The 23,664-nt window shown below is 56.2% G+C and carries 25 protein-coding genes; 14 read left to right on the top strand and 11 right to left on the bottom strand.

The window, feature by feature from the left end; genetic code table 11:
• Positions 1–5: 5 nt before the first annotated feature.
• Both VKV18_RS12970 and VKV18_RS12965 read right to left on the bottom strand, forming a co-directional pair.
• Complete coding sequence (locus VKV18_RS12970; RefSeq protein WP_324204620.1) at positions 6–1,037, bottom strand: sugar-binding protein; 1,032 nt, start codon at positions 1,035–1,037, stop codon at positions 6–8.
• Positions 1,038–1,105: 68 nt separating this feature from the next.
• A complete protein-coding gene (locus VKV18_RS12965; RefSeq protein ID WP_324204619.1) occupies positions 1,106–1,891 on the bottom strand; it encodes a sugar phosphate isomerase/epimerase in 786 nt (261 codons plus the stop codon).
• A 261-nt stretch (positions 1,892–2,152) separates the two neighbouring features.
• Between VKV18_RS12965 and VKV18_RS12960 the strand changes: the two genes are divergently transcribed.
• The 5 genes from VKV18_RS12960 to VKV18_RS12940 all read left to right on the top strand — a co-directional run bounded on the left by VKV18_RS12960 (position 2,153) and on the right by VKV18_RS12940 (position 7,476).
• Positions 2,153–2,797, top strand: a complete 645-nt coding sequence (locus VKV18_RS12960; RefSeq protein ID WP_324204618.1) for a hypothetical protein — start codon at positions 2,153–2,155, stop codon at positions 2,795–2,797.
• Between the two features lie 111 nt (positions 2,798–2,908).
• The gene (locus tag VKV18_RS12955) at positions 2,909–3,859 is read left to right on the top strand and encodes a DUF6599 family protein (RefSeq protein ID WP_324204617.1); all 951 of its coding nucleotides are present in this window, start codon (positions 2,909–2,911) and stop codon (positions 3,857–3,859) included.
• A gap of 23 nt (positions 3,860–3,882) precedes the next feature.
• On the top strand, positions 3,883–4,917 hold the full coding sequence (locus tag VKV18_RS12950) for a DUF362 domain-containing protein (protein ID WP_324204616.1): 1,035 nt from the start codon (positions 3,883–3,885) through the stop codon (positions 4,915–4,917).
• Positions 4,918–4,946: 29 nt separating this feature from the next.
• A complete protein-coding gene (locus VKV18_RS12945) occupies positions 4,947–7,076 on the top strand; it encodes a 4Fe-4S binding protein (protein WP_324204615.1) in 2,130 nt (709 codons plus the stop codon).
• Between the two features lie 16 nt (positions 7,077–7,092).
• The gene (locus VKV18_RS12940) at positions 7,093–7,476 is read left to right on the top strand and encodes a hypothetical protein (protein WP_324204614.1); all 384 of its coding nucleotides are present in this window, start codon (positions 7,093–7,095) and stop codon (positions 7,474–7,476) included.
• On the opposite strand, the gene VKV18_RS12935 is transcribed toward VKV18_RS12940, so the two are convergent.
• The 8 genes from VKV18_RS12935 to VKV18_RS12900 form a co-directional block, all read right to left on the bottom strand.
• Positions 7,473–8,450, bottom strand: a complete 978-nt coding sequence (locus VKV18_RS12935; protein WP_324204613.1) for an FAD:protein FMN transferase — start codon at positions 8,448–8,450, stop codon at positions 7,473–7,475. The genes VKV18_RS12940 and VKV18_RS12935 overlap by 4 nt on opposite strands.
• An 86-nt stretch (positions 8,451–8,536) precedes the next feature.
• The gene (locus VKV18_RS12930) at positions 8,537–9,871 is read right to left on the bottom strand and encodes a Gfo/Idh/MocA family oxidoreductase (protein WP_324204612.1); all 1,335 of its coding nucleotides are present in this window, start codon (positions 9,869–9,871) and stop codon (positions 8,537–8,539) included.
• A gap of 56 nt (positions 9,872–9,927) precedes the next feature.
• The gene (locus tag VKV18_RS12925; protein WP_324204611.1) at positions 9,928–11,199 is read right to left on the bottom strand and encodes a Gfo/Idh/MocA family oxidoreductase; all 1,272 of its coding nucleotides are present in this window, start codon (positions 11,197–11,199) and stop codon (positions 9,928–9,930) included.
• Positions 11,200–11,244: 45 nt separating this feature from the next.
• Entirely contained in the window at positions 11,245–12,186 is a 942-nt protein-coding gene (locus VKV18_RS12920; protein WP_324204610.1) for a DUF2231 domain-containing protein, read from the bottom strand.
• Between the two features lie 137 nt (positions 12,187–12,323).
• The gene (locus VKV18_RS12915; protein WP_324204609.1) at positions 12,324–13,415 is read right to left on the bottom strand and encodes an SH3 domain-containing C40 family peptidase; all 1,092 of its coding nucleotides are present in this window, start codon (positions 13,413–13,415) and stop codon (positions 12,324–12,326) included.
• A gap of 403 nt (positions 13,416–13,818) precedes the next feature.
• Entirely contained in the window at positions 13,819–14,550 is a 732-nt protein-coding gene (gene purQ / locus VKV18_RS12910; RefSeq protein ID WP_324204608.1) for a phosphoribosylformylglycinamidine synthase subunit PurQ, read from the bottom strand.
• Entirely contained in the window at positions 14,547–14,810 is a 264-nt protein-coding gene (purS, locus tag VKV18_RS12905; RefSeq protein WP_324204607.1) for a phosphoribosylformylglycinamidine synthase subunit PurS, read from the bottom strand. Before purS ends, purQ begins: the two co-directional genes overlap by 4 nt.
• 8 nt (positions 14,811–14,818) lie before the next feature.
• Positions 14,819–15,094: a DUF167 family protein gene (locus VKV18_RS12900; RefSeq protein ID WP_324204606.1), complete on the bottom strand. Its 276-nt coding sequence runs from the start codon at positions 15,092–15,094 to the stop codon at positions 14,819–14,821.
• Here VKV18_RS12900 and VKV18_RS12895 point away from each other — a divergent pair.
• The 9 genes from VKV18_RS12895 to ribD all read left to right on the top strand — a co-directional run bounded on the left by VKV18_RS12895 (position 15,084) and on the right by ribD (position 22,829).
• Positions 15,084–15,257 (top strand): hypothetical protein, encoded by a 174-nt coding sequence (locus VKV18_RS12895; protein WP_324204605.1) that lies wholly within the window; start codon positions 15,084–15,086, stop codon positions 15,255–15,257. The two genes, VKV18_RS12900 and VKV18_RS12895, sit on opposite strands and share 11 nt — an antisense overlap.
• Before the next feature lie 204 nt (positions 15,258–15,461).
• Complete coding sequence (gene aroC / locus VKV18_RS12890; RefSeq protein ID WP_324204604.1) at positions 15,462–16,652, top strand: chorismate synthase; 1,191 nt, start codon at positions 15,462–15,464, stop codon at positions 16,650–16,652.
• Positions 16,642–17,190, top strand: a complete 549-nt coding sequence (locus VKV18_RS12885; protein ID WP_324204603.1) for a shikimate kinase — start codon at positions 16,642–16,644, stop codon at positions 17,188–17,190. The genes aroC and VKV18_RS12885 overlap by 11 nt, the downstream gene beginning before the upstream one ends.
• Before the next feature lie 16 nt (positions 17,191–17,206).
• Positions 17,207–18,325 carry a 3-dehydroquinate synthase gene (gene aroB, locus VKV18_RS12880; protein ID WP_324204627.1) on the top strand — a complete coding sequence of 373 codons (1,119 nt, stop codon included), beginning with the start codon at positions 17,207–17,209 and terminating at the stop codon, positions 18,323–18,325.
• Between the two features lie 45 nt (positions 18,326–18,370).
• A complete protein-coding gene (locus VKV18_RS12875) occupies positions 18,371–18,682 on the top strand; it encodes a hypothetical protein (protein WP_324204602.1) in 312 nt (103 codons plus the stop codon).
• Positions 18,675–20,567 (top strand): protein kinase domain-containing protein, encoded by a 1,893-nt coding sequence (locus VKV18_RS12870; protein ID WP_324204601.1) that lies wholly within the window; start codon positions 18,675–18,677, stop codon positions 20,565–20,567. The genes VKV18_RS12875 and VKV18_RS12870 overlap by 8 nt, the downstream gene beginning before the upstream one ends.
• On the top strand, positions 20,564–21,235 hold the full coding sequence (rpe, locus tag VKV18_RS12865; protein WP_324204600.1) for a ribulose-phosphate 3-epimerase: 672 nt from the start codon (positions 20,564–20,566) through the stop codon (positions 21,233–21,235). The genes VKV18_RS12870 and rpe overlap by 4 nt, the downstream gene beginning before the upstream one ends.
• A complete protein-coding gene (locus VKV18_RS12860; protein ID WP_324204599.1) occupies positions 21,232–21,729 on the top strand; it encodes a hypothetical protein in 498 nt (165 codons plus the stop codon). The genes rpe and VKV18_RS12860 overlap by 4 nt, the downstream gene beginning before the upstream one ends.
• Positions 21,726–22,829, top strand: coding sequence for a bifunctional diaminohydroxyphosphoribosylaminopyrimidine deaminase/5-amino-6-(5-phosphoribosylamino)uracil reductase RibD (ribD, locus tag VKV18_RS12855; protein WP_324204598.1), 1,104 nt, complete (start codon positions 21,726–21,728; stop codon positions 22,827–22,829). Before VKV18_RS12860 ends, ribD begins: the two co-directional genes overlap by 4 nt.
• 525 nt (positions 22,830–23,354) lie before the next feature.
• Here ribD and VKV18_RS12850 read toward each other — a convergent pair.
• On the bottom strand, positions 23,355–23,664 hold a 310-nt coding region (locus tag VKV18_RS12850; protein ID WP_324204597.1), incomplete at its 5' end, for a hypothetical protein.

The raw sequence follows: 23,664 nt of genomic DNA, 5'->3' as shown, positions 1-23,664 counted from the left end.
CACCCCTAAGTTGATGAAAGCCCGTGGGCGTGCAGATCGTTGATAAAGGCCTCTGCATTTGCCGGAGTTACCACGGTAACGCCGGTATCAATAGTATGCTTTTGCATATCCACTTTCATGTCCAAACTCTTCAATTCGGGCATCATCTGTTGCAGAGCGGCGTCCACGTTGTTGTGGTTCTGATGCAGCAGGTTCAGCAGTTCAATGGAGAGACGCCCAAACTGAAACGGTTTTTGCACCACGGTGAGGTCTACCATGCCCTGCTCCAGCCCCTTCAAGGTGGCCGGGTCTCCATCGAAGCAGATCACCTTGAACTTACTGCGCAAATTCTGCGCCTGCAGGGCCGCGATGATGGCAGGCCCGTTGTAGGAGTAAAGCCCCACCAACCCATTGAGTCCCTTGCTCATATAACGGGTGATCGCGTCCTGCACGTTGGAACGTGCCATTCCTTTGTCCTGATTATCCTGATAGGGGGGCGCGATGAACTGCACATTGCTTCCCTTAATGGCATCGAGAAAACCGTTATAGCGCTGGCGGGCGTTGTCTTGGCTCATGGTGCCCACAAAGGCGACCAATTTGCCTCCGTGCGGGAAAAGCTTGAGGGCGGCCTTGCCGGCGATGTAACCTGCCTCGTAGTTGTTCGTCCCCAAGTAAGCAAGCCGTTTGCTGTTGGGTGCGTCCGAGTCGAAGCAGATGACGGGCAACCCGGAATCCACCGCTTTGTTGATGGTGGGCGTAATCCCGTTGGGGTCTATAGCGGAAAGCCCGATTCCATCCACATGCGCGGCCAAAGCATCGTTAAACATCTGAATTTGAACCGTGTTTTCCGACGGGTTGGGCCCCCGCCAGTCCGCATTTACATGCAGCTGCTTCGCTTCCTCCTGCATCCCCTTAACCATCGCATCCCAGAAAGGGGAGACGCCGTTGGTGATCAGCATGTATTTAGGGCCGTTGGTTCCGCATCCCGTGAAGCATAACAAGGGCAACACGAGAAAAACGGACGTCCACCGGACGAAAAACCGCATTGTTTTCGACATGAAAACCTCCTTGGTCCGCTATATGAATTAAACTGACGTTCGCCCATAGAACGCGCGCGAAGATGACTTCAGATTCCGAAGTGCTCTCGCAGATAGTTTCGACTGATCGTGATCGCCTCTAACGGAGGGAGTTGCGATCGATCCTGCTCCACGACGATCCAGCGCGCACCCACCTCTTGGGCGGCTGCGTACGCCTCTTCGAGAGGAACCTCTCCTCTTCCAAGCTCTAAAAACTCCGGTGTGGTCTTTCCGTCGGCGCCAACAAGGCGTCGCCCATCCTTAAAATGGAAATAGCAGGCACGTTGGGCATGCGCACGGATGAACGCCGCGGGGTTCTGGCCGGCATAGTAGAGCCAGAAGACATCGAGATTAAAACGAACGTGTTGGGGATCGGTCTCTTGTGCGAGTATCTGCATCCCCGTAGTGCCCCCACCGAGGTCTTTGAACTCCCAATCATGGTTATGGTAGTTGAAAGCGATCCCCTGGTCTGCCAAACGGCGTCCCACCTCATTAAAGCGCCGAGCCGAGGCGAAATAGCCCTCTACGGTGCCGGCGGCCACACCGGAGCACATCACGTTTTCGATGCCGAGCGCTTTGGCGTAGGAAATAATACCTTCAAGTTTGGCATCGTCAGCATACTCGCCATAGCCGAAATGCGCGCCCGACACGCTGAGGTGCAAGGCTTCGAGCAGGCTTCGTATGCGTGCCTCACCGTACATGGCAAAAAGATGGCCTCCCTCGAATGCGCCGTAGCCGGCAGCAGCCACTTCTCTAAGCGTTCCCTCGATGTCGTCTCGCGCTTTCGCGCCGAAGACAATAAGCTGTACGGCCACTTGGGGCTTTATAGTCTCCACATATTCCTCCTAGCAGGTATTTTATGATGAGGAAAGTTCACCATGCCAAGGAGGAATTCCTTTTCAGCTCGCGTTTGAACGAACGTTTGGTTAGCCGCTTTTTAATATACTTCATTCAACGCCGAAATCCTGCCCGCCGCCAAACTTTTTTTGGCATCATCTCCTCAGGCCGGTAAAAGATGCGATGGCATTACGGTAAAAGTTGTGATAAAATAAAGGCAGGAGTAGGCAACCTCCGAAAATAGGGGTGGAGGGTCAACGATGCGAATACTCTTAAGCAAGGTGGCTCTTTCTATTTTTCCGGCTCTGTTGGCAGGGTGGGCGGTTTCGCACCAGATACTGCTTATCACATGGAGCCGCACGCATGCCACGCTTCTGCCCATTGTGCTCGTGCTTATCCTCAGTGCGCTTCTTATCGCCGCACTTAGGCGGATCCTGATCATCACCTTCTGCTATGCCATCGCCTTTCTAAGCTACAATACCTACCGTATCGCCCGTCCTTTGCCGCCAGGCCTCAACTTCGAATGGGTTCTCACAGTTCGCGCTCTTATGCTTGAACTCGTTATGGTTCTGGCTCTCGTCGCTGCCCTACTCGAAGCCTTTCGCCCGAATACTGCATGGGCACGTCGAAGCTACTTTGCAGCCGTCGGCCTCTACTTCACCGGCATGGGCGTGCGTACCTACTTGTGGTCTCATGAGATGCGCTCCCTCATGCTCATCGTTACAGGTATTGCCGCCCTCATCGCCAGCCTAATAGGCCGAGATGACGAACCAAAGCAAACCGTTCTTCCCCAATCTTCTCCCGCTCCCACGGAGGCCGTCATCGTGAAAAAAACGCGCAGTCTCAAGGAGTGGACGGAAACGCCACCCCCTCCTGAGGAGCCAACCAAGATGGAGATTTCGTAGAATTTATGTAACTTCTCGCCCCAATAGAGCGTCCTAAGACAATAGGCGGTATACTACAACAAAGCGCAGACAGTTCGAAACTGCGCCCATATCAAAGAGGAGTAAGAGTTCATGCACGCTGCGCCTGGCTTGAGGTGGCTTCAAAAACAGATGGGTGTGGCCAGCACGATGGCACTTATTACCGTGGGCTTGGCTTCCTTCGAGGCCCATGCGGATGTGCGCTCGGCCATTCCGCAGGCCATTGCCGGTTTCCGCCTCACCAGACCCGTTCAGATTTTTACGCCGAACACTCTGGAAGACCATATTGACGGACAAGCCCAATCGGTCAAACGCTATCTCTTCCGGCAGTGTTACTATGCTATCTACGCCCCAGGTGGCAAGGGATCGCAGGTCATTACGGTGGATATCTACCAAATGGGTAGTCCACTCGATGCATTCGGCTACTATAGTTACCAACTTAGTCCCTCCGCCAAAATGGTGCGGTTCGTCCCCATTGGAGCGCAAGGATATCTTCTCGGCGGGGGTCTCTCCTTTTGGAAAGGCCCTTACTACGTAAACGTCAATATTGCCGCTTCCAATGCACCGGCCTCCTTCCGTACAGCCCAAATAGCCATTGCGCGCGCCGTGGCCGCGAAGCTTTCCGGCACCACGCAGATGCCCGAAATGCTCCGCATGCTGCCGGCAGGCTATGTGCCCTTTAGCCAGAAATATCAGAGACGCGATATCGCCGGTCAGCGCTTTCTTCAAAACGGCGTCTCCGCCAACTATACGGTCGCAGGCCGCTATGCCGAGCTTTTTATCTGCGCCTATCCCTCTCCTGCAGCGGCTCAACAAGCCTATAATCAGTATATGTCGGCCCTCGATAAGCCGCTTATGATCGCCACAGGTGCAAAAGTGACGCTGCTGAAAGGGTTGGGACAAGGCGCCTTTTCCGTAAAAACGCGATTCAGCGGCTATGTCGTCGTGACCCATAAAGGGCGTTATGTCGTAGGAATAGATAAAGCGGTTAATCCTACCATCGCCCTAAAACTGGTGCGTGAAGCCGTAGCCAAAGTACCCTAAGCTTCCTAAGGGAGGTATTGAACATGTCGGCAGATGATGCAAAGAAACTATCTCGTCGCAAACTTCTGGAGATCGCCGGTGGAACGGCTTTCCTCGGTGGGCTTTATAGCCTAACTTTCTTCCAGGAGGAGCGCTTCGCTAAACTCGCTAAACTGCGCCCCCCCAAAAAACCCTCTCCCACAACCCCTGATATCGTCGCCGTGGAGGGCGACCCCAAATCCTACGGGGATATCACCGAGCGCGCCATCAATGAGCTTGGCGGGATCGAACAGTTCGTTAAAAAAGGCGATAAAGTGGTCATCAGTCCCAATATGGGTTGGATGCGAACCCCCGATCAGGCCGCAACCACCCATCCCGATGTCATCCGTCGCCTCGTACAGCTTTGTGAACGCGCCGGAGCCTCCCGTATCACGCTCATAGACTACTCTTTGGATGACTGGAAACTTGCTTTCAAAATCTGCGGTGCAGAAGATGCGGTAAAAGGCACGAAAGCGACCCTACTCTCGCCCGATCAACCAACGATGTACCGCGAGGTAGATATCTCCTCTGCCGTCCCCACCCATACCACAGATGGAGCCGACTACGATCCTCTTCATCACTTTGACCGTATCCTCCAACGGATCCCGCGCGACATCATCGAGGCCGATTGCTTCATCGTTAATCCGGTCGTGAAAGACCATGAGGCGGCCGTCATCACCATCGCCATGAAGAAGCTCATGGGTTGTATCTGGAACCGCAAAGACTACCATCGCTACGGCCTTCATAACTGCATCGCAGAGCTGAACTGCTTCCTGCGCCCCACGCTCGTGGTAACCGATGCTACGCGCGTTCTGCAAACAAGAGGCCCTAAAGGCCCCGGCGAAACCACACAACCGAATACCGTCGTGGCCGGCTTCGATCCGGTTGCGCTTGACTCTTACTGCACGCGGTTCCTCACCGTAAAGGGAGTGACGCCCGATATGGTGCCGCACCTGATCATCGCCAATAGCTTAGGCCTCGGTCAGATCGATACCAGCCAATTGAACATTCGCGAGATCGCCGGCGCCCAAGGCGCCTAAACCTTCGTGTTTCGCAGGAGAGAAGGGAAATGGCCGACATACCTCAGGAGTTTCCTAAAATAGGTGGTTGTAGTTGCGGCAGCTGTGGCTGCGGCGGGCAGCGGGCTGCCGGCAACCTCATTCGCGGCATAGACATCGGCCTTCGCAAACGCGAAAGCACCGCCCAAAAGGTCGCCGAACCTAAAGAAACGGTTCCCCAAGGCACCGTGGTGCAGCGCAATACCGAAGCTGCCTATGCTCGCTTTACCGCCGAGCAGAAGCGCAAGATGCGCCAGGAGCCGGGCAATAAAGCGGCCCATCGCATCGTGTTTATACGCCGCGCCGTCCAAATTACAACGTTCCTGCTCTTCGTGCTTTTCTTCTTCATGACCACCCAAGGCAGCGAAGGGAAATGGGGGATCAATAAAAACATCTTTATGCTGATGGATTTCCTCAACACCCTCAAAAACAGCTTGGCATCCCATACCATCCCTATCTACGCCATCGGGCCTGGTCTGTTCATTCTCCTGCTTACCCTTTGGGGTGGACGCATCTTCTGTGGGTGGATATGCCCGCTAGGCACCAGCATAGATATTGCCGACCGACTGCTCTATCGTAAAGGGCGCCTCTTCTACAGCAAAAAACGCAGCGATACACGCCGCTTCCGTAACTGGAAATATATCTACCTGCTGGTTGGCCTCGGAGCGGTGGTCTTCGGTATTGACATTCTTGCCTTTGGCGACCCAATCTCCCTTATCACCCGCACCTTTACCTTCTGTGTCTACCCACCGGTTGCCTATATCTGGAACGGCATCCTCAGCGCCGCCGACGCGCTCCATGTGGGGTCCGTTCTCTATAATCTAGGCATCAACACCGACCTGTGGCGCCTCCCCACCATGCACTACTACAACGTGGTGCCCGTGATGCTAATGTTTATCGGCATCATCGCCCTTTCTGGCTACCAAGAGCGTTTCTGGTGCCGTAACCTCTGCCCCTATGGCGGCCTCCTAGCCCTCATCTCCCGCATCTCGTGGCTGCGGCACTATATTAAGATGGACGGATGCATTCACTGCAAAAAGTGTGAAATTCAGTCCCGCATGGGTTCCTATGAGAACCTCGACAAGAACGCTAAGGGGCCGGTAATGCATAGCATCAGCGAATGCATTCAATGCTTCCGCTGTGAAACGATCTGCCCCACCGATGTCATCCAGATTCAAGCGAAAGTGCCGGCCTCCATTAAAGAAGCCCTCCACCTCGCCCCAAAGGGCACCGCACCTCGTCCCGAACCGCAGACCGAAATAGACCTTGGGCGTCGAGGCGTCATCGCTGCTATCGCCGCAGGAATCCTATGGGGCAGCGCCGTTAAGGCCAATGCAAGCGAATATCAAGGTGTGATGCGGCGCTATAATCGCAACAACAAGGCGATGCGCCCACCAGGAGCCTTGCCTGAAAGCGAGTTCCTTGCTGCCTGTACGCGCTGCGCGGAATGTATGCGCGTATGCCCCACCAACGCCCTGCAACCGGCGACTTTCGATACGGGGCTTGAGGGTCTATGGACCCCCATCCTTGTGCCGAGCATCGGGCCTTGCGCGGAGAAGTGTACTGCCTGTGGCGATGTGTGCCCCACCGGGGCGATTCGCCCCTTTACATGGCAGGACAAGCGGTATAAGATCAAAATGGGCCTGGCCAACGTAGACCACTCCACCTGCGTTGCATGGAACGGGGGACGAGACTGCATTGTCTGCGCCGAAGTCTGCCCATACTCTGCCGTCGTCTTCCGTGATACTTGGGACGATACCTTGCCACGCGATCCCTCCTTGCCTATTGACCATGTGGGACCCGACGGAAAACCGGATAACCGTGGCCGCTACAAGCGCGTGCCCACCGTAGATGAAAAGCTTTGCACCGGCTGCGGCCTTTGCGAATACCACTGCCCCGTTCTTCCAAACCATGCTATCGTCGTCTACACGTTCCAAGAAGACCGCGACTATAAACCGCCAAAAGAGAACTGGTGGGATGGCTTCTATCGTGGTGATTGGGATAAACGCAAGGACATAGGCAAAGATGCCGAATATGCGGCCACAAAAGCCGAGATCGCCAAGCACATCGCGATTACCGGCCCGCAAGGCTCGGCAAACCCGAACGCAGAATACAACCCGAACCCTAATCCAGGGCAATAGAGCCGTACATGCCGGAATGAAGAAAATCGGTTCTTCTGCCGAGATCGTTTCTTGGGCGCCTCCAGAGTGGTTTTGCAATAGCTTTCCTCTTGAGGCGCCCGATCAACGGGTGATGACCATGGAACGGCTCATTGCTCTTCTCCAGGCTCTCCTCGACTTAACCTCTGAAGCGGACTATACCCCCCTGCAGAAGGTGCTGCATGTTTCGCATATTCTGGTGACGATGCAAGGAGATGACGGCCTTTGGCCCGCCGAGTTCGACCTCATCACTGCAGCACCGCTTTCCGACAAAAGAAGTGATGCGCCCCTGGCACTTTTTCAACGGCTTAACACGATGCTCGCCTCCTGCGAATTCGAGCACTCTCTTCGGTGTGCCCAAGCAAAGCGAAGGTCTCTCTAAGAGAATAGAGGCTTTCTTACAACAGGAACATCTGTTCGCGTTTCGGAGAAATGATTCCCAAACAGGTAGATTTGTCTTTGCGCTTCTTGCAACTCGATCAGCAACGCGGAATGAACGGCTAGAGGCTCTTGAAGGCGGGCAGGTACGGCGCTGCCCAAAACAAGCAAGGCCGTAGAGAGCGCATCTCCCTCCATCGCACACTCGGTGACGGTCGCCGCCAACTGCACCCTCTCGATAGGCCATCCGGTGCTCGGCTCAATTACATGCCCATAGCGCCTGCCGTTTACCTCGAACCACCTGCCGTGTGGCGCCGACACCGATAAGGCAGCGTCCCTTAACTCCGCCACAGCCACCACTTCCTGTTCAGAGCCATTAGGGTCTCGCAGGGCGACGCGCCACCCCCTCTCTCCCTCCGGGGTCCCTAACGCATACACCGTGCTTGAGCCGCCATGCAGAAGCGCGCTAATGATTCCGTTTTCCCTCAAGCACCGCATAGCGACATCTACGGCATAGCCCTTGCCAATGGCGCCGGGGTCCAGCGAGACTCCAGGCCGAAGAAAGCGTACCGTGCTCGCCTCCTCGTTCAACTCCACCAGTTGCATCCCCACAACCGCTCGGGCTGCCTCAAGCTCCGCCGCGGAAGGCTCGCGGTTTGTCTCTCCACACGCGCGCCATAACCGCACGAGCGGCCCTACGGTCATGTCAAAAGCGCCGTCGGTAAGTAGAGACAACCGCTTCGCAGCCTTGAGGAGGGCAAACACCTCCGGCACCACGTAGACCGCACGCTCCGCCGCCATCCGGTTGATACGTGCCAGCTCGCTGGTGGGGCGGTAAATGCTTAAAAGCCCCTCGATGCGTACGATCTCTCGGAGGGCCTCCTCTCCGGCAGCCCTCAGATAGACTGCGTCCTCTCCCACCAAAATCAGTTCAAACCGCGTGGCCATGGCATAGCAGGCCAAACGCACTTCGGGCATTGGCGCAAATCCTTATACAAAAACATCTGTCCATGGGCTCTGCGACCCATGGACAGCATCGGTGATTCAGAATAGTACCGTTCTGGTTAGATAAGGCGCAGCCGTTCTGTGTCGAAAAGCACCTCGCGGTTCTCGCGATAAGCTATTTCGCCCATCCCGATGGCCACCTGCACCTTCGCCGCCAGATCCACATTGGCGTTGGGTACCTTTGTACGATCGCGCACGCAATCGAGGAAGTTCTTTTCGTGGTTATCTATCGCCTCGCTGGCGCCCGGCACATGCTCGTTGAGCGGGTCTACCTGGTCGGCATAGGGCGACTGAGGAATGATCTGGATGTTGCCGCCTCCAAACATCGCGAACTCGATGGTGGCCTTGTTGGTGCAGATCGTCGGGGTATAGCCGTGGTCGTTGTTTGTAGAGCCGGAAAGAACCACCGTGAACTGCGAAGGATATTCGATGATCATATGCACGGTATCCGGCACTTCACGGTCTTTCTGCAACAGCAAGTCGCCAGCAGCCACCACGCGCCTTGGCCACTCGATCTTGCCGATGGCGATGAGGAAGGGTGCGAGGACATGCGGGAAGAGGTCGCTCTGAATACCGGCCGAGTAGCTCCAGTATTTGCGCCAGCGGAAGAATCGGTCTTTGCTGAAGGGGTGTTTGCGCCTGCAAGGCTGCTCGAAGATATGCCAGTGGGTATTCTCCTCGGTAGCCTGCGGCTCCAACGGGTAGTAATCCCACTCACCGCTTGGCGTGTTGCGGCAATAGGAGCCACGTGCCCAAACAACCTCGCCATACTTCCCGGAGTTTATCAGTTCCGCAATGCGATGGTAGGTCGGATCGGTTGCCCCTTGCGTTCCCATCTGTAGCACGCGTTTGGTGCGCTCCACCGTCTCTTTAATCTTAAGAGCCGGCTCAACCCCCTTGCAGAGCGGTTTCTCCACATAGACATCCTTACCCGCCTCCAGACAGTCTATCGTCTGCTGCGCGTGCCAGTGCTCTGGGGTCGTTATCCAGACCACATCAATCTCCGGGTGCTTTTCCAACATCTCTCGGTAGTCAATATGGCACTGACTATCCTTGAGGCCGATATGTTGTTGTGCCTCCTGCAGGTGAACGGTGTAGATGTCGGCAATGGCCACGTACTCTACGTTCCACTCCTGCGCGTGCTGCATGAGGAATCGGGCATGCACCCCGCCTTGCCCTTCCCAGTGCGGCCCGATATGGCCGATGTGGATGCGATCGTTGGCACCAATCACCCGCGCCATTCCGGCAGCGGTAGAGGGCATATAGGTTTTTACCGGCTCCGCCGCAGTGCTCACCGCCTGAACCCCTACAGCCCCTCCGACGGCGGCCCCCACGGCGGTTTTAAGAAAGTCACGACGTGAAGTGGCACCGTCCGTCTTGTCTGAACTCTTCATAGACTAATTCTCTCCTCTAGCTTACTCGGTATGAAGTTTTTCCGTGCTTATAACTTCTAGCTTAGTTGGAACCATTCCTGCTTGAACTCAAGCCGCGATCCATTGACGATGGCTTCATTGGTCTTAAGCGCCGCCACCGTCGCCTGATAGCCCTCCAGCGGGCCGGCCTCAGAGGGCTTGCCAGCATGGATGCTATTTACAAAGGCTTCTAAGGCATGGTAGAGCATGGTTTTGGTGGGGTCTTCCTGTTTGGCCTGGGAGGGCATCTGCCCCAAGGCCAACAGCTTGGTGGCATCGGCGACGAGCACCACACCCACGTCATCGCCTACCGGCTCCTTGCGGGCATAGACGATCCAACCCTCTAGGGGGGCATCCGCCTCGTTAACCATCCACGCTTTGTCGCCGCGAACCAAGATGGCCGATTGAGACCCCATAAACAGATTGTAGCTATCATCGAACGAGTTGACAAGGGTGATGTCGTACACGAGATTGACCCCACCCGGATACTCGATAATGGCCTGCACCGTGTCCGGAACCTCGCGCCCATCCTTCCAAAAGAGCACCCCGCCTCGTCCGGTGGCCGCAATGGGCAACCCGCCCACGTACCAGCTTGTTAAGTTGATGCCGTGAATGCCGATCTCTCCCATAAGCCCCGGTGAGATGGACTTATCTAAACGCCAATTGATCTCCTGTTGGCGTTGTGGGTCGGGGGCAGCCCGTCGCCAGCTCGTTTTCTGATGCCACTGCGAGCGACAAGCCGCTATCGTGCCCAAGGCGTTGGATCGAATGAACTTATAGACATGCAGACTTTGCGGGTGAACCCTTTGCTGAAGGCCTGCTTGGAAGATCAGCTTTGGGGCAGCGCCCTGCCCGGCCTGGGCTATCGCTTTGGCATCGTCTAATGTGTTTGCGATGGGCGCCTCGCAGTAGACGTGCTTTCCCGCCTGCAGCGCATCAAGCACGATCTGCTTATGTTGATGTGTGGGAGTCGCTACGACAACCGCTTGTACGTTCTTATCTTCTAGTAACTGTCGGTAGTCGCTGTAGGCAGCGGCTTTTGGAGCCGCCTCCTGAGTCCGTTTCAAAAATGGCTCATAAATATCGCAGATGGCGACGGGCGGCAATGTCGCTAGATGGTTGAGGGTATTGACCACTTCCCGCCCACGCTCACCCAAGCCGATAACGCCACATCCTATCGGCGGCCCCGAAGGCGCATCGCCGGCAGCGGCATTGGCTTCCTGTGCGAGAAGCGTAACAGGCTCGGAAGAAAGCCCGGCCATCGCCAATGTGGTTAACGTCGAACTTTTTAAAAAGTCTCTTCGATTCATCTTGCCCTTTTTGCTCTTTCCTCGATTAATCTCCTTTTAAAATGCCTATCCGTTGACACCGGAAAGAATTCCCCCTAAATATCCCGTTATCAGCATACAAACCAACACGACCACCCCCATCACCCAGTAAAAGGCAGATGGAGAGGAAGCCGTGGATCTTTGCTTGACCCGTAAGCCCACCAGACTCCAAAGGAGAACAGTGGTGACTGAGGCAAACACGAGATGATATAATACCGTCCCCTTCAAAGGCTCTCCGTTAAGGACAAATTGCCATGCCAGCAAACCCGTGATCATCGTGATCGGCGCCATGATCGCGGCCCCAAGAAGGTTATAGAATGCCGCGCGATAAAGCGCCTCATTCTGTTTTTTAAGCCCTAACAGATCAAGCACAAGACTAAAAATGAAAAGGGCTATTGGGAAATGAACCAGTTCCGGATGGTGCGCGTGGGGCGGGAGAAGTATTTTTTGCAGCAAGCTCCCCGATGACGTTGCCCCGGCTGCAGCTCCACCTGGTACTGCATCAGCCTGAACATGGGATATATTACCACGCGAACGGCGTGAAGAACTATCTGCTGAAGTGCCGGCTTTTTTAGCGCCATCCGGATGACTGTTAGGATCACCCGGCAGGGTATCCGCTGCGAACTCCTGCGCATTGGTGTAGCCATCCCCGTCCGAATCGAGATTGTCAATGGAGTGTAGAATGGCCGGGGTGAGCATAGTCGCGCCCGCGCGCTCCAAGGCACGCTTCACATCTTTCCCATAAGGGTTGCGCTCAGGCGGGCCTGAGGGTACATGACACAGTGTGCAGTTTTTTGCGGCGTTATAGTCTGTGCTGCCCGGCGCTAGATGATAGGTCTCGATGACGATCGGTGGAAACTGAGGTCGCGCCCATGCGTTCGCCAGAGGAACCACACTAAGGAGTAGCAGCTCTATGAGAACCCGTGCAAACGACCAAGCAGCTCTTTGTATTTGTGCTGTATTCGACACCAACTTTCCCTAGTTAAGGACTAAAATCGGCTCTATTCTCTTTTGTAAGATGCCGATTTCCGAAAAATGTTACGAAAAAAAGCGAAGGGGGCGTTCCTGAAGGTGGAACGCCCATCCTTGTGAATCTCCTGGCCGCCCTATTCCCCATGATGACGAATAATACGTCGGGCCCCACGATAGGCATGGGCATAGTAGCTCTCATCGAGACTGTCTATACGTACCCCGCCACCGCCACGACGGCTAGAGGCATGAATGAACCGCCCATTGCCGATGTACATCCCAACATGAGATATCCCCGGCGTCACGGTGTGGAAGAACACAAGGTCGCCGGGCTTGAGGTCTTTACGGCTTACCGGTTTGCCCATATGGAACTGCTCCGCTGCATTGTGCGGCAGATCGATTCCCCGTTTTAGATAGAGATACCGCACAAAACCCGAACAGTCGAAACCGCCCCTGCCAGACCCACCGTACACGTAGGGAGTGCCACGATACGCAAGGGCCGACCGAACGAGGCCGGAACGGAGAGAGGCATGAGCGAGCAGTGTATGATCGGAACCGATGGCAGAATGCCGTTCATGATGTCGCCGATGCGACACCTTATGATAGGCGATCTGCTGTGTGTGATGGTGCATGTGTCTTTCTGCTAAATGGGATAGATGCTTCGAGTGCACCTCTCCCAGATGCTCGGCCAGACGCGCGCGGTGCCTTTTCGCCTCGTTTGCGATCCCCTCACGATGACGACGGGCTAATTGCAAGATATGCGCCTCATGGCGGTGCAGGTGCGCCATTTGGACATTGGTTGGAACCCGAAGATAACGGGCTTCAACCCATCCCCAAGCGCCGTCATGAAAGGCGATCTGCGCCCACCCACTCCGCTTAGCCGTCACAACAACCGGCGCATCGTTATCTAACAGCGCCGTGCGGAGGTAGCTGCGTCCCGGCCCAAGCCGCACACATATCTGGTCTCCGTGGATGAGGCGTGGGGCGTGGAGTTGGCTTGCAAGATGAACCCTCTTTTCTGGAGGTGGCACCAATAGCATCGCCCCATCGGGCACATGGCGCATATCCTTTATATGATTGAGGGCGAGGAGGTCGTGGAGCGTACAGTGGTGGCGATGCGCGAAAGCCGTGAGTGTTTCATTATGCCGAAGCGGCTCACGGTGGAGAGCCAAAGCGGGATGGGCAGCAAGACTACCAAAGAGCGCGGTAGCCGAAACCGCTGCCGGCATCCTCCTTCTCAGACGTCTGCTCAATCTCGTGAACTCCTTTTCTTGAGGATTGTCGCCTCAGCGAAATCGCTTTCACTGGGGCGCGTTTCGAACGAGAGAAAAGGCACAAACCCCTTCTTCCGGCGGTTAGGCACGCGAATACGCGCGGAATTCGGCGTCTCGGAGAACTTTCTTCTTGGAGATCGCTGTGCAGTGCGAGTGGATCACGCCCTGCATCCATAGAGAGGCAACGCTAGCTGCTCTTGTGCCTCTCCACTCTTAGCTTGTGGCCTCGATGGGGCTATTTTAACCCAAACTCCCTTTCTTGTCAACCCTCAAATCTATGCCGCTTTCCTAAGAATCTTCGGCAAATTGGCTCCTCCTCTCCACCGGGCCTAGCTCTTCAAGCCGCTTCAGCCTTTCGTTACGCTCTGGCGACGGCGGTGGCGATCAGCGACTCGAACACCCCGCGCCCGTCCGTTGAACCCAATAATCTCTCCACAGCCCGTTCGGGATGCGGCATCATACCGAGCACGTTGAATGTTTCATTTGCGATGCCGGCGATGTTATCTAAGGAGCCGTTCGGGTTTTCCGACGGACTGGCATACCGAAAGAGAATGCGCTCTTGACGGTTTAACTCCTCTAACGTCTCTGGGCTACATACATAGCGCCCCTCACCGTGCGCCACAGGAATTCGCACCTGTTGCCCCACACGATAGGCGTTTGTGAAAGGCGTGCTGGCGTTCTCAACACGCAACGTTACATATTTACAAACAAAACGGCAACCGATGTTTTTTACTAACGCCCCCGGCAGGAGATGGGCCTCACAGAGAATTTGAAAGCCGTTGCAAATTCCCAAAACCGGCTTCCCCTGCTCTGCATGTCGCCTCACCGCATCCATAATGGGAGCAAAGCGCGCAATGGCTCCGGCACGCAAATAGTCGCCATACGAGAACCCCCCCGGCAGGATCACCACGTCAAACCCTTTCAATGTGCGCTCGGTGTGCCAGACGTACTCCACCGGACAATCAAAAACATCGCGCACCGCAAAATAGGCATCCTGATCGCAGTTCGAACCGGGAAACTGCACAACCGCAAATCGAGGTTTTGCCCCCCTCACCCGATGACGCCGCGCAGTCGAAGTGGCCGTCGTCATACTTTAACCTCCTCTATCTCGAAACAATAGTCCTCTGTCACCGGATTGGCCAAAAGCCGATCGCACATTTCGCGAATGCGATTTTCCAGTGCCTGCCTATCGTTCACCTCTTGCGCTCCAACCTGCAACTCTAAATACTTGCCGATGCGCACCTGCTCCACATCGGTATAACCCAAAGCGTGAAGGGCCTCTTTCACCACCCTTCCCTGCGCATCTAACAGTGTCGGCTTTAGTGTCACGATCACCTTAACCTGAGGCATCTTCTCTCCTAATCTGATCCGCTTTTTAGGCGCTGCTGCAGCCTTTCGCTAAGCTCCGCGTCCTCCATCCCCTCTACACGCACCACCTTTTCCCGCGCGGTCGTGCCGGAGACAAGCTCCATACGCGACTTGGGAACCTCCAGAGCTTCGGCTAACAGAGCCAGTAAAGCTCGATTGGCTTCCCCTTTTACCGGTGCGGCCCTTACGCGAACATACAACTTGCCCTCCTCGTAGCGGTCAATGGCATTGCGGTCGCTACGAGGTGTTAAGCGGATGTTTAACATAGTGTACCCTTTAGAGGCTCTTCCTGTCGGCATCACACCGCCTCTTTCTCCTATTCCTCCAGCAACACGCTTCTATCGCCTTGGCATTCGGCTTAAGGAGCGCACACCGAAATCTAATACTACCCCTACTCATCAATATCTACGCCTATACATCGCTCCCTAGAGCTATCTTTTGGGTAGGGAGCATACTGCACGGGACAAGGCTGCAGAGGGTGTCATCGCTATGGGGCCGCCAATGGAGGTAGTTCTATCGAAGGGGCGCCGGCGCTTTGGAGGAGACGTTATGTTCTCTTCTCTTGCTCTTTTTTGAGGAATAGGGTAGATTCTGCACAGAAGAAACCATTTGATTTGAAAGGATAGAGTTCTTGTGCTCCGCTTTTTGACAGGTGGTGAATCGCACGGCCCTTCGCTCTCGGCTATTATCGAGGGGCTGCCCGCTAACCTACCTATTGACCTCAATGCGATCAACAAACAACTAAAACGTCGTCAGGGTGGCTACGGTCGTGGAGCGCGACAACAGATCGAGAGCGACACGGTCGAAATCCTCTCCGGCGTGCGCTATGGACGCACGATGGGCGGCCCAATAACCCTTCTCGTGCGCAATCGGGACTGGGAGAACTGGCGCGAACGCATGTCTATCACGCCCGTTGAAAATCCAGAACCACCGGTTACCCGTCCACGTCCCGGCCATGCCGACTTCGCCGGCATGCTGAAATACCACTCGAATGATCTAAGAACCGTTCTCGAACGCTCCAGCGCTCGCAACACCGCTGCCCTCGTGGCCCTGGGCGCCCTATGTCGTGCCCTGCTGGAAGTCGCCGGCATCGAGGTGCTGAGCCACGTTGTGGCCATCGGGGGCATCCATGCCCGTTTTACCCCACCGATAGACTATCATGCGATAGCGGCGCGCGCCGAAGAGTCGCCCGTACGTTGTGCCGACCCCGACGCAGAAGCCAAAATGATCGCGGCGATTGATAAGTGCATGCAGGAGGGATCGCGAGATACGCTCGGAGGCATCTTTGAGGTCGTCGCCCTTAACTGCCCTCCGGGACTAGGCAGCTTTGTACATTGGGATCGGAAACTCGATAGCCGACTGACGGCAGCTGTTATGTCCATCCAAGCCATTAAAGGGGTGGAGATCGGCATGGGGTTCGGAGTGGCCGAGGTTCCAGGCTCCAAAGTCCATGATGAACTGTTCTTCGAGCGGTCTGCCGGTTTTCTCCGCGGCACCAACAATGCAGGCGGCATTGAGGGCGGCATGACTAACGGGGAGCCTGTTGTAATTCGAGCTGCGATGAAACCGCTTTCCACGTTGCCCACCCCCCTGGCCTCGGTAGATATGCAGACACATCAGCCTGTGAAAGCGCACTTTGAGCGCTCTGACGTTTGTGCCGTTCCTGCAGCGGCCACTATCGGCGAGGCTATGGTCGCCCTCACCCTGGCCGATGCGCTTCTTGAAAAGTTCGGTGGCGACAGCGTCGAAGAGTTTCAATATAACCTTAACGGCTATCTGGATGCGATCCGCGCTCGCGGCTGGCAACCACACCATGCTTCCTGAAACACGCACCGATCGTCGGCCCAACCTGGTACTCATCGGCTTTATGGGCACAGGAAAAAGCACCATCGGTCGCCTTTGTGCGCGCCGGCTCGATATGGAGTTTCGCGATAGCGACGCCCTCATCGAGCAGCGCACCAATCTTTCCATCCCCCAAATCTTCGCGGAGAAAGGCGAGCCTTGGTTTCGCCGAATAGAACGTATTATTATTCAGGAGCTGGCCGCGCATCGAGGTCTCGTCATCGCAACCGGTGGAGGCGTTCCGTTAGACTCGGACAACGTCGAACTGCTTCGTGCCTCCGGTCTGCTCGTGTTATTGACGGCGCATCCCGACGTCATACTCGAGCGCGTGGGGCCGGTGCATAGACGCCCACTTTTGGCACAAGGTGCCGACCCGAAGGAGCGTATCCGTGCGCTTCTGGAAGAGCGTGAAGCCGCCTACCGAAAAGCCGCCCATTGTGTGGTAGATACCTCCCATAGCAGCCCAGAAGAGTCGGCAGAGAAAGTCGTCCTGCTGTATAAAGTGACCCAAGGGGGTTAGAGAAGGAGACAGCACTATCGGCACACGAAGAAACGTTCCCGTCCATCTCGGAGAACGAAGCTACCATATTACTATTGGCGCCCAATTGATCGCATCGGGCGATGCAGCCGATCAGATCGCCGCCATCGCCAAAGGAGCACGCGTGGCCATCGTGACCCACCCAAACCTTCGCGCGCTCTATGGGGAGGCGTTGGCCGCCACACTGCGCCTACGAGGTTGTGAACCCATCTTCTGCGAAGTAGAGGAGGGTGAGGCCTTTAAACAGTTGGCCACCGTCGAAAGGCTCTATCAGCAGTTCGTTGAGGCGCAACTCGACCGGCGTTGCCTTATCATTGCCCTAGGAGGCGGCGTCATCGGCGATACCGCAGGTTTTGCAGCGGCAACCTATTTGCGTGGCCTGCGCCTCATTCAAATCCCCACGACCCTGCTCGCCCAAGTGGACGCCTCTATCGGCGGGAAGACCGGAGTCAACCTGCCACAAGGCAAAAATCTGGTAGGGGCCTTCTATCAGCCTTCACTTGTGCTCATTGACATTTCGACCCTCAAAACCTTGCCTCTTCGAGAGCTGCGCGCCGGTTTGGCCGAAGTTCTTAAATACGGTATCATTTATGATCAAGCGTTTTTCGAGGAGACCTATCAGGCTCTCCCCCAACTCTTGAACTACGAGGTAGAGGCGCTTACCGCGGCAGTTACCCGCTCCTGCGAGATCAAAGCCGAAGTAGTCGCGCAGGATGAAACGGAACAGGGGTTGCGTGCCATTCTCAACTTCGGTCATACTCTTGGGCACGCGCTCGAAGCGGCCACGGCCTACCAACGTTACCTGCACGGCGAGGCGGTGGCCATCGGCATGGTGGCAGCCGCTCTGGTGGGCGAGGAACTGGGGATCACCCCTGATGAAACAACCCACCGAATTATCGCAGCGCTTCAACAGGCCGGCTTGCCAACGCAGTTTCCCCCTGAGGTGCCTCTCCCTGAAGTTCTGGAGATTATGCACCGAGATAAAAAAGTGATCTCTGGGAAAACCCGCTTCATCCTAGCCCGGGCCATAGGAAAAGTCGAGATCGTTCCCGACGTTCCAGATTCCGTCGTTCTTAGGGCTCTGGAGCGCCATCGAGCAGGCAGTATTGCGTCCTGACGAAATCCCTCGAACCATAGCCTGCGAGAGCTTCGTAAATAGAGTATGAGCAATACAGAACCGAACACGCCTTCTGAGAGCATGCAGGAAGAGACACCAGCACTTCTACCACCTATAGGACGCCAACTGCTTGTATTGGCTTGGCTGCTTCTTTTCGGTGGTCGCTGGCTCATCGCGCCCCTGCTGCAAGCCAACGGGCTTCTCACGCCACAAACGCTGTCTGCACTCGACGCGGGACCGCTCTTGAAGCTCTATCTGGTTCTGTTTGTTATCTGCTGCACTTTGGCCGTCTGGCAGTGGGTACGTGACCTGGAGCACACGTCACACCCCACGAAAGAAGAGGAAACGCGTGGCTGAACTATCTATCATTCAGGGCTACGAACTGCTGGAGCTTATAGGGGAAGGGCCTCTCTTCGCCGTTTATAAAGCGCGCGATACGAAAACGAACCGTGTCGTCGCCCTGAAGCAGGTAGTGCCGGAGCGTGCTACCGATGCCCGTTTTCTTCAAGGTCTGCAGATCGGCCTCCAAAAAGCGCAACCGCTTTCTCACCCTAACATTACAGCCCTCTACGACATTAAGCTGCAAGCCGCAAGTCCCTTTTTCGTCACCGAATATGCGCGCGGAACCAACCTGAAAGAGCGCATCCATCGCATCGCCCCCTTCACCGTTCCCGTAGCCGTAGACATCGCCTGTACCCTCGCGGATGCCCTGCGTGTGGCACACAGTCTCGATCTCCCTCATGGTGACCTGCGCCCCCAAAACATCATTGTAACCCCCGAAGGGGCCGTTAAGATCGTAGATTTTGGCGTCGCCGAAGGCATCGCCCTCTCTCCCTCGGCCCAGCAGGCGCTACTCATGGCACGCGCTCCTTACCACGCGCCCGAGCTTTCCGTAACGCGCCTCGGCACCCCGTCAGGCGACATCTACGCCCTAGGCGCTATTCTCTACGAGATGCTTACCGGTGCCCCCCTCTACACAGCGGAAACGGCACAGGCCATTGCCGATCTCCATGCCTTCGCCGCCATTCCCTCCCCGCGCACGGTGAACTCCAGCGTACCCCGCGCGCTTGAGGGCATCACCCTCAAATGCTTGCAAAAACGGCCGGAGCAACGCTATGCTTCCGCCGCTGACCTGCTCAATGACCTCAAAGAGGTGCGCGATGCCCTACGCTTCGGCAAACCGCTCTCCTGGTCGCTTGCCGACATCGAAAACCTCTCTGCGACGCCACCACGCCGTCCCACGCCAGAACCAAGCGCCGAATCTCCTACGCCGTCAGCTGCGGCGACAGGCGGTGAAACTCCTCATTCCGTGAGACCCATAGCCATGCCCTCCTCTACCAATCGCCTTCGTGCCCGTGAAGAACGCCTTTCCAGCTGCCTCCTTGCCGCTATAGGCGCCGTATCGGCCGTGATCGTGCTGCTGCTGGTGGCCTTCTATGCTGTCTACCATACCTACTGGGTCGCCCCGCCGCCTATTCACGCCCCCAATTTGGTGGGAATGAACATTGATGACGCCCAAAAGCTGGCCTCTCAGCTTCATATCCATCTCCTGCTGCACGGCGATTACATGGATAAACCACGCAACATCATCTATAAAACCGACCTCTCTCCGGGCGAGGAGATACGCCCCGGCCACTACATCAACGTCTGGTACAGCAAAGGCCCTACCTATGTAAACGTCCCGAACGTGGTGGGACTTACGCGCGACCAAGCGGAACAGAAGCTCCAGAGCGTGGGACTAAAAGTCGGGCAGGTAATACCGGTCTATAGCAACACGGTGCCTCAGGGCGTTGTGGTGAGCCAAGATGTTTCCGACAAGAAGCGCGTGCTACACGACACTGCCGTAGACCTCACCGTGAGCGACGGCCCTCAACCCGATTACGCCCAGCCAGCCCCTCCATCCGATAACACAACAGACAACAATCCAACCACGCCCCCACCCGACACCAATAACTCTAACGATCAACTGCAAACCCATGAATTTAAATCTACCATCGTTCTAGAACCCACGGCCACCAGCGGGCCAGGCCCTTGGGAAGTAAGAATATCCTACACCGATGCTACCGGCATCCCGATAGATGTTATTGACGAACAGCACTACGCCGGAGATAAAGTGCCTATTGACTTCACCTATCAGGGCGATCACTTCACCCTGCGCATCTACTACAACGACCAACTCGTATTACAGCATGTCTACTACGCCTCTCAAGCCCAATCCGATCCAAAAGGCAACACACCATGAGCACCATACGGATTGCGCCCTCTCTCTTATCGGCCAACTTTGGAAGACTTGCCCAAGCCGCTAAAGAGGCCGAGGAGGCCGGCGCGGAGTACCTGCATTTCGATGTCATGGATGGCCGCTTTGTGCCCAACATCACCATGGGGCCGGCGGCCTTGCAGGCCCTGCGCCCCATCTCTTCCGCCTTCTTCGACGTGCATCTGATGATCGTAGAACCGGAACGCTACATCGAAGACTTCCGCCGTGCCGGTGCCGATGGCATCACCGTGCACGCGGAGGCCTGCACCCACCTGCAACGTACCCTTTCTCATATTCGCAGCCTGGGCGCGAAGGCAGGCGTCGCCCTCAACCCCGCCACCCCACCCGATGTGCTGGAGTATGTTTTGGAGGACCTTGACCTCGTTCTCGTTATGACGGTAAACCCCGGTTTCGGTGGGCAGGAGTTTTTAGCGACCATGCTGCCAAAAATCGAGCAAGTTCACCGGCTTGTAGCGCGTGTCTCCCACCCAATCGTTATCGAGGTGGATGGAGGCATTGATGCGCATACCGCACCGCAAACGGTGGCGCGCGGTGCAAACGTGCTTGTGGCGGGAACGGCCATCTATCACCACCCGGAAGGGGTAAGTGCTGGCGTGCGCGCGCTTCGCCGCGCCGTAGAGAGCCTACGATGACCCAAGAAGACCCAAACCTTCCCATCCTCGATCTCCCACTCTCTCCCCGATCGCGTCGCCTGCGAACGGTTGGGGCACTGCTCATGCTCGCCATTCTCGGCATGATCGCATTTGGGTGGTTCTATCTCCAGCCCAAGCTTTCGCACGCGGTACATGCGAATTCTCATATCGTACACGATCTTCGCTACCCTCCCATCCTACGAGAGCATGCCCGTAAAGTTGCCCTAACGCAACTGATGTTCGGCATCTACTACTGGGCCTTCTGCTTCCTGCTGGTGCTCAGTCTGCTATTTGTGGCCTGGCTTGACATCGTCGAAACACGAGTACGCGCCCTGCTTGCCCGACGCGATATGGTACGACAGATCGCCACTTCCGGTCGCTCAACATCCTCTCTTGAGCGAGAGGGCACCCTACCTCAGAAAATCTCGCGATTTTCTGGGAACCCCAGTACTGACCTTGAGGGGAAGGGCGTCGGCCACGAGGAAGAGGAATGACCGAATCGGAACGCTGGATGCGCCGTGCTCTTCGGCTTGCGACAAAAGGCTTTACCGCCCCCAACCCCATGGTAGGCTGTGTGCTAGTGCGTGACGGCGTGATGGTTGGGGAGGGCTACCATATCGCCGCCGGCCTGCCCCATGCCGAGGTGAACGCGCTGCAACAGGCCGGCGAACGCGCACGCGGTGCAACCGCCTATGTCACCCTTGAACCCTGCTGCCACTATGGTCGCACCCCTCCCTGCACCAAAGCGCTCATCGCTGCCGGTGTGCGACACGTGGTGGTGGCCACCCTCGACCCAGACCCGCGTGTGAGAGGGCGAGGTGTTGCGGAGCTACGCGAAGCGGGCATCTCCGTGGAGGTGGGCGTAATGGAGCCGGCAGCCCGCGCCCTTAATCGCGCATTCTTCCACTTCCATGAAACCGGCCTGCCGCTCATTACGCTTAAGGCGGCCATGACCCTGGACGGCAAAGTGGCAACCTCCACCGGCGATACACGCTGGATTACCGGCCCCAAAGCCCGGAACTATGTGCATCGGCTTCGCGCCCAAAGCGGGGCTGTGCTGGCCGGCATCGGCACCGTGCTCGCCGACGATCCGCGCCTCGATGCGCGCCTGCCGGGTCGGCGCTTACCGCGTCAACCGCTGCGGGTTATCGTAGACACGCATCTTCGCACCCCTCCCTGCTGTGCTGCCGTTCTACTGGCCCAACAAAACCCACACACCCAACCGCTGCTTATTGCGACCACAGCGCCAACCCCCCCGAGAGAACTTGAGGTAACCGGCGTCGAGGTCGTTCCTCTGCCCGCCGACTCTACAGGGCGAGTAGACCTTCACGCCCTCGTTCATCACCTAGCCGAACGCCAAATTATCAGCGTATTGGTAGAAGGCGGTCCCACGCTACACGAGGCCTTCCTTAAGGCCGGTTTGGCGCACCGAGTGATCTTCTTCATCGCCCCAAAACTGGTGGGTGGGAAAAACGCACCGACGGCCGTTGAAGGGGAAGGCGTTGCTACTCTCGAGCAAGCATGGCACCTCGGCCCGTTCACCATTCGCCATTTCTCCCCCGACATTGTTCTTGAGGCCGATATACTCCCCTAAAGTGCATTCTAAAGTGAACTACTGCCGCCTAAAGACAGTAGATAGGGGCAGGTTGGAAACCTGCCCCTACTCTGGCGCACCCGCTGTGCTCTCGAAACAACACCGTATCCGAGCAGTACGGCCGGTTTACTACGGCCCGACGAGTCCGAAGACCCGTCGCGAACCCATCCTTCAGAGGGTGCCTTGAGACCGATAAAGCCTTGATCTACGTGCTTTCGCACATTTCGTGCATTCGGTTTTTACAACTTTAGTATACTCAATTATTCGCTAACTATCAATCGAACGAAATGAGGTTTGTTGCGCGCTTCCTCTGTCGCCTGAAGACGACAGTCTCCGCGCCGAAACGTTTGATGATTCCACCTACTATAACCAACGGCTTCCAACTCCGAATCCCCTATATCTGTCGGACCTAAACCTTTCGCCCAACCCAGGTTGTATCCCACGAATCCGCCAGGAGCCTCTAACAGGAATGCTTCTCTCCACGTTCAAGTTGCATCCCGACATCAGCTCAACGCCCCTCCTCTCCTAAGGATGAAAGCGGATTCCAATGCTACCTAGTGCAAAGCAAAGACTGTAGAGATAGCTGAATAAAATAACATCCCCTTCTATACTCCCACCCGGACGATTCAGAAATCCCTCAAACACCCGTCTATAACAACGACACACCCTTTCCATCTCCGCTATGGCGGCAGGATATAGCGTCGGCAGCCACCTCTTGTCCTCTAACCATGCGGTGAAACGTAAACGCTTTGGCTCATCAAAAGATACCTCCCGCGACTGCACCTGCGCTTCTTCGAGTACCCAATAACATTCTTCTATCCCTACACGCCAGCAG

The sequence above is a fragment of the Chthonomonas sp. genome, assembly GCF_035294505.1.
GTDB lineage: Bacteria > Armatimonadota > Chthonomonadetes > Chthonomonadales > Chthonomonadaceae > Chthonomonas.
This window is presented reverse-complemented; position numbering and strand designations above follow the sequence as displayed.

Excerpts from the sequence above, each read along its gene's own strand:
- VKV18_RS12970 (WP_324204620.1), bottom strand. The coding sequence starts at position 1,037 with ATGTCGAAAACAATGCGGTTTTTCGTCCGGTGGACGTCCGTTTTTCTC.
- VKV18_RS12960 (WP_324204618.1), top strand. The coding sequence starts at position 2,153 with ATGCGAATACTCTTAAGCAAGGTGGCTCTTTCTATTTTTCCGGCTCTG.
- VKV18_RS12955 (WP_324204617.1), top strand. The coding sequence starts at position 2,909 with ATGCACGCTGCGCCTGGCTTGAGGTGGCTTCAAAAACAGATGGGTGTG.
- VKV18_RS12950 (WP_324204616.1), top strand. The coding sequence starts at position 3,883 with ATGTCGGCAGATGATGCAAAGAAACTATCTCGTCGCAAACTTCTGGAG.
- VKV18_RS12945 (WP_324204615.1), top strand. The coding sequence starts at position 4,947 with ATGGCCGACATACCTCAGGAGTTTCCTAAAATAGGTGGTTGTAGTTGC.
- VKV18_RS12940 (WP_324204614.1), top strand. The coding sequence starts at position 7,093 with ATGAAGAAAATCGGTTCTTCTGCCGAGATCGTTTCTTGGGCGCCTCCA.
- VKV18_RS12935 (WP_324204613.1), bottom strand. The coding sequence starts at position 8,450 with ATGCCCGAAGTGCGTTTGGCCTGCTATGCCATGGCCACGCGGTTTGAA.
- VKV18_RS12930 (WP_324204612.1), bottom strand. The coding sequence starts at position 9,871 with ATGAAGAGTTCAGACAAGACGGACGGTGCCACTTCACGTCGTGACTTT.
- VKV18_RS12925 (WP_324204611.1), bottom strand. The coding sequence starts at position 11,199 with ATGAATCGAAGAGACTTTTTAAAAAGTTCGACGTTAACCACATTGGCG.
- VKV18_RS12915 (WP_324204609.1), bottom strand. The coding sequence starts at position 13,415 with ATGCCGGCAGCGGTTTCGGCTACCGCGCTCTTTGGTAGTCTTGCTGCC.
- purQ (WP_324204608.1), bottom strand. The coding sequence starts at position 14,550 with ATGACGACGGCCACTTCGACTGCGCGGCGTCATCGGGTGAGGGGGGCA.
- purS (WP_324204607.1), bottom strand. The coding sequence starts at position 14,810 with ATGCCTCAGGTTAAGGTGATCGTGACACTAAAGCCGACACTGTTAGAT.
- VKV18_RS12895 (WP_324204605.1), top strand. The coding sequence starts at position 15,084 with ATGTTTAACATAGTGTACCCTTTAGAGGCTCTTCCTGTCGGCATCACA.
- VKV18_RS12900 (WP_324204606.1), bottom strand. The coding sequence starts at position 15,094 with ATGTTAAACATCCGCTTAACACCTCGTAGCGACCGCAATGCCATTGAC.
- VKV18_RS12885 (WP_324204603.1), top strand. The coding sequence starts at position 16,642 with ATGCTTCCTGAAACACGCACCGATCGTCGGCCCAACCTGGTACTCATC.
- VKV18_RS12875 (WP_324204602.1), top strand. The coding sequence starts at position 18,371 with ATGAGCAATACAGAACCGAACACGCCTTCTGAGAGCATGCAGGAAGAG.
- rpe (WP_324204600.1), top strand. The coding sequence starts at position 20,564 with ATGAGCACCATACGGATTGCGCCCTCTCTCTTATCGGCCAACTTTGGA.
- VKV18_RS12860 (WP_324204599.1), top strand. The coding sequence starts at position 21,232 with ATGACCCAAGAAGACCCAAACCTTCCCATCCTCGATCTCCCACTCTCT.
- ribD (WP_324204598.1), top strand. The coding sequence starts at position 21,726 with ATGACCGAATCGGAACGCTGGATGCGCCGTGCTCTTCGGCTTGCGACA.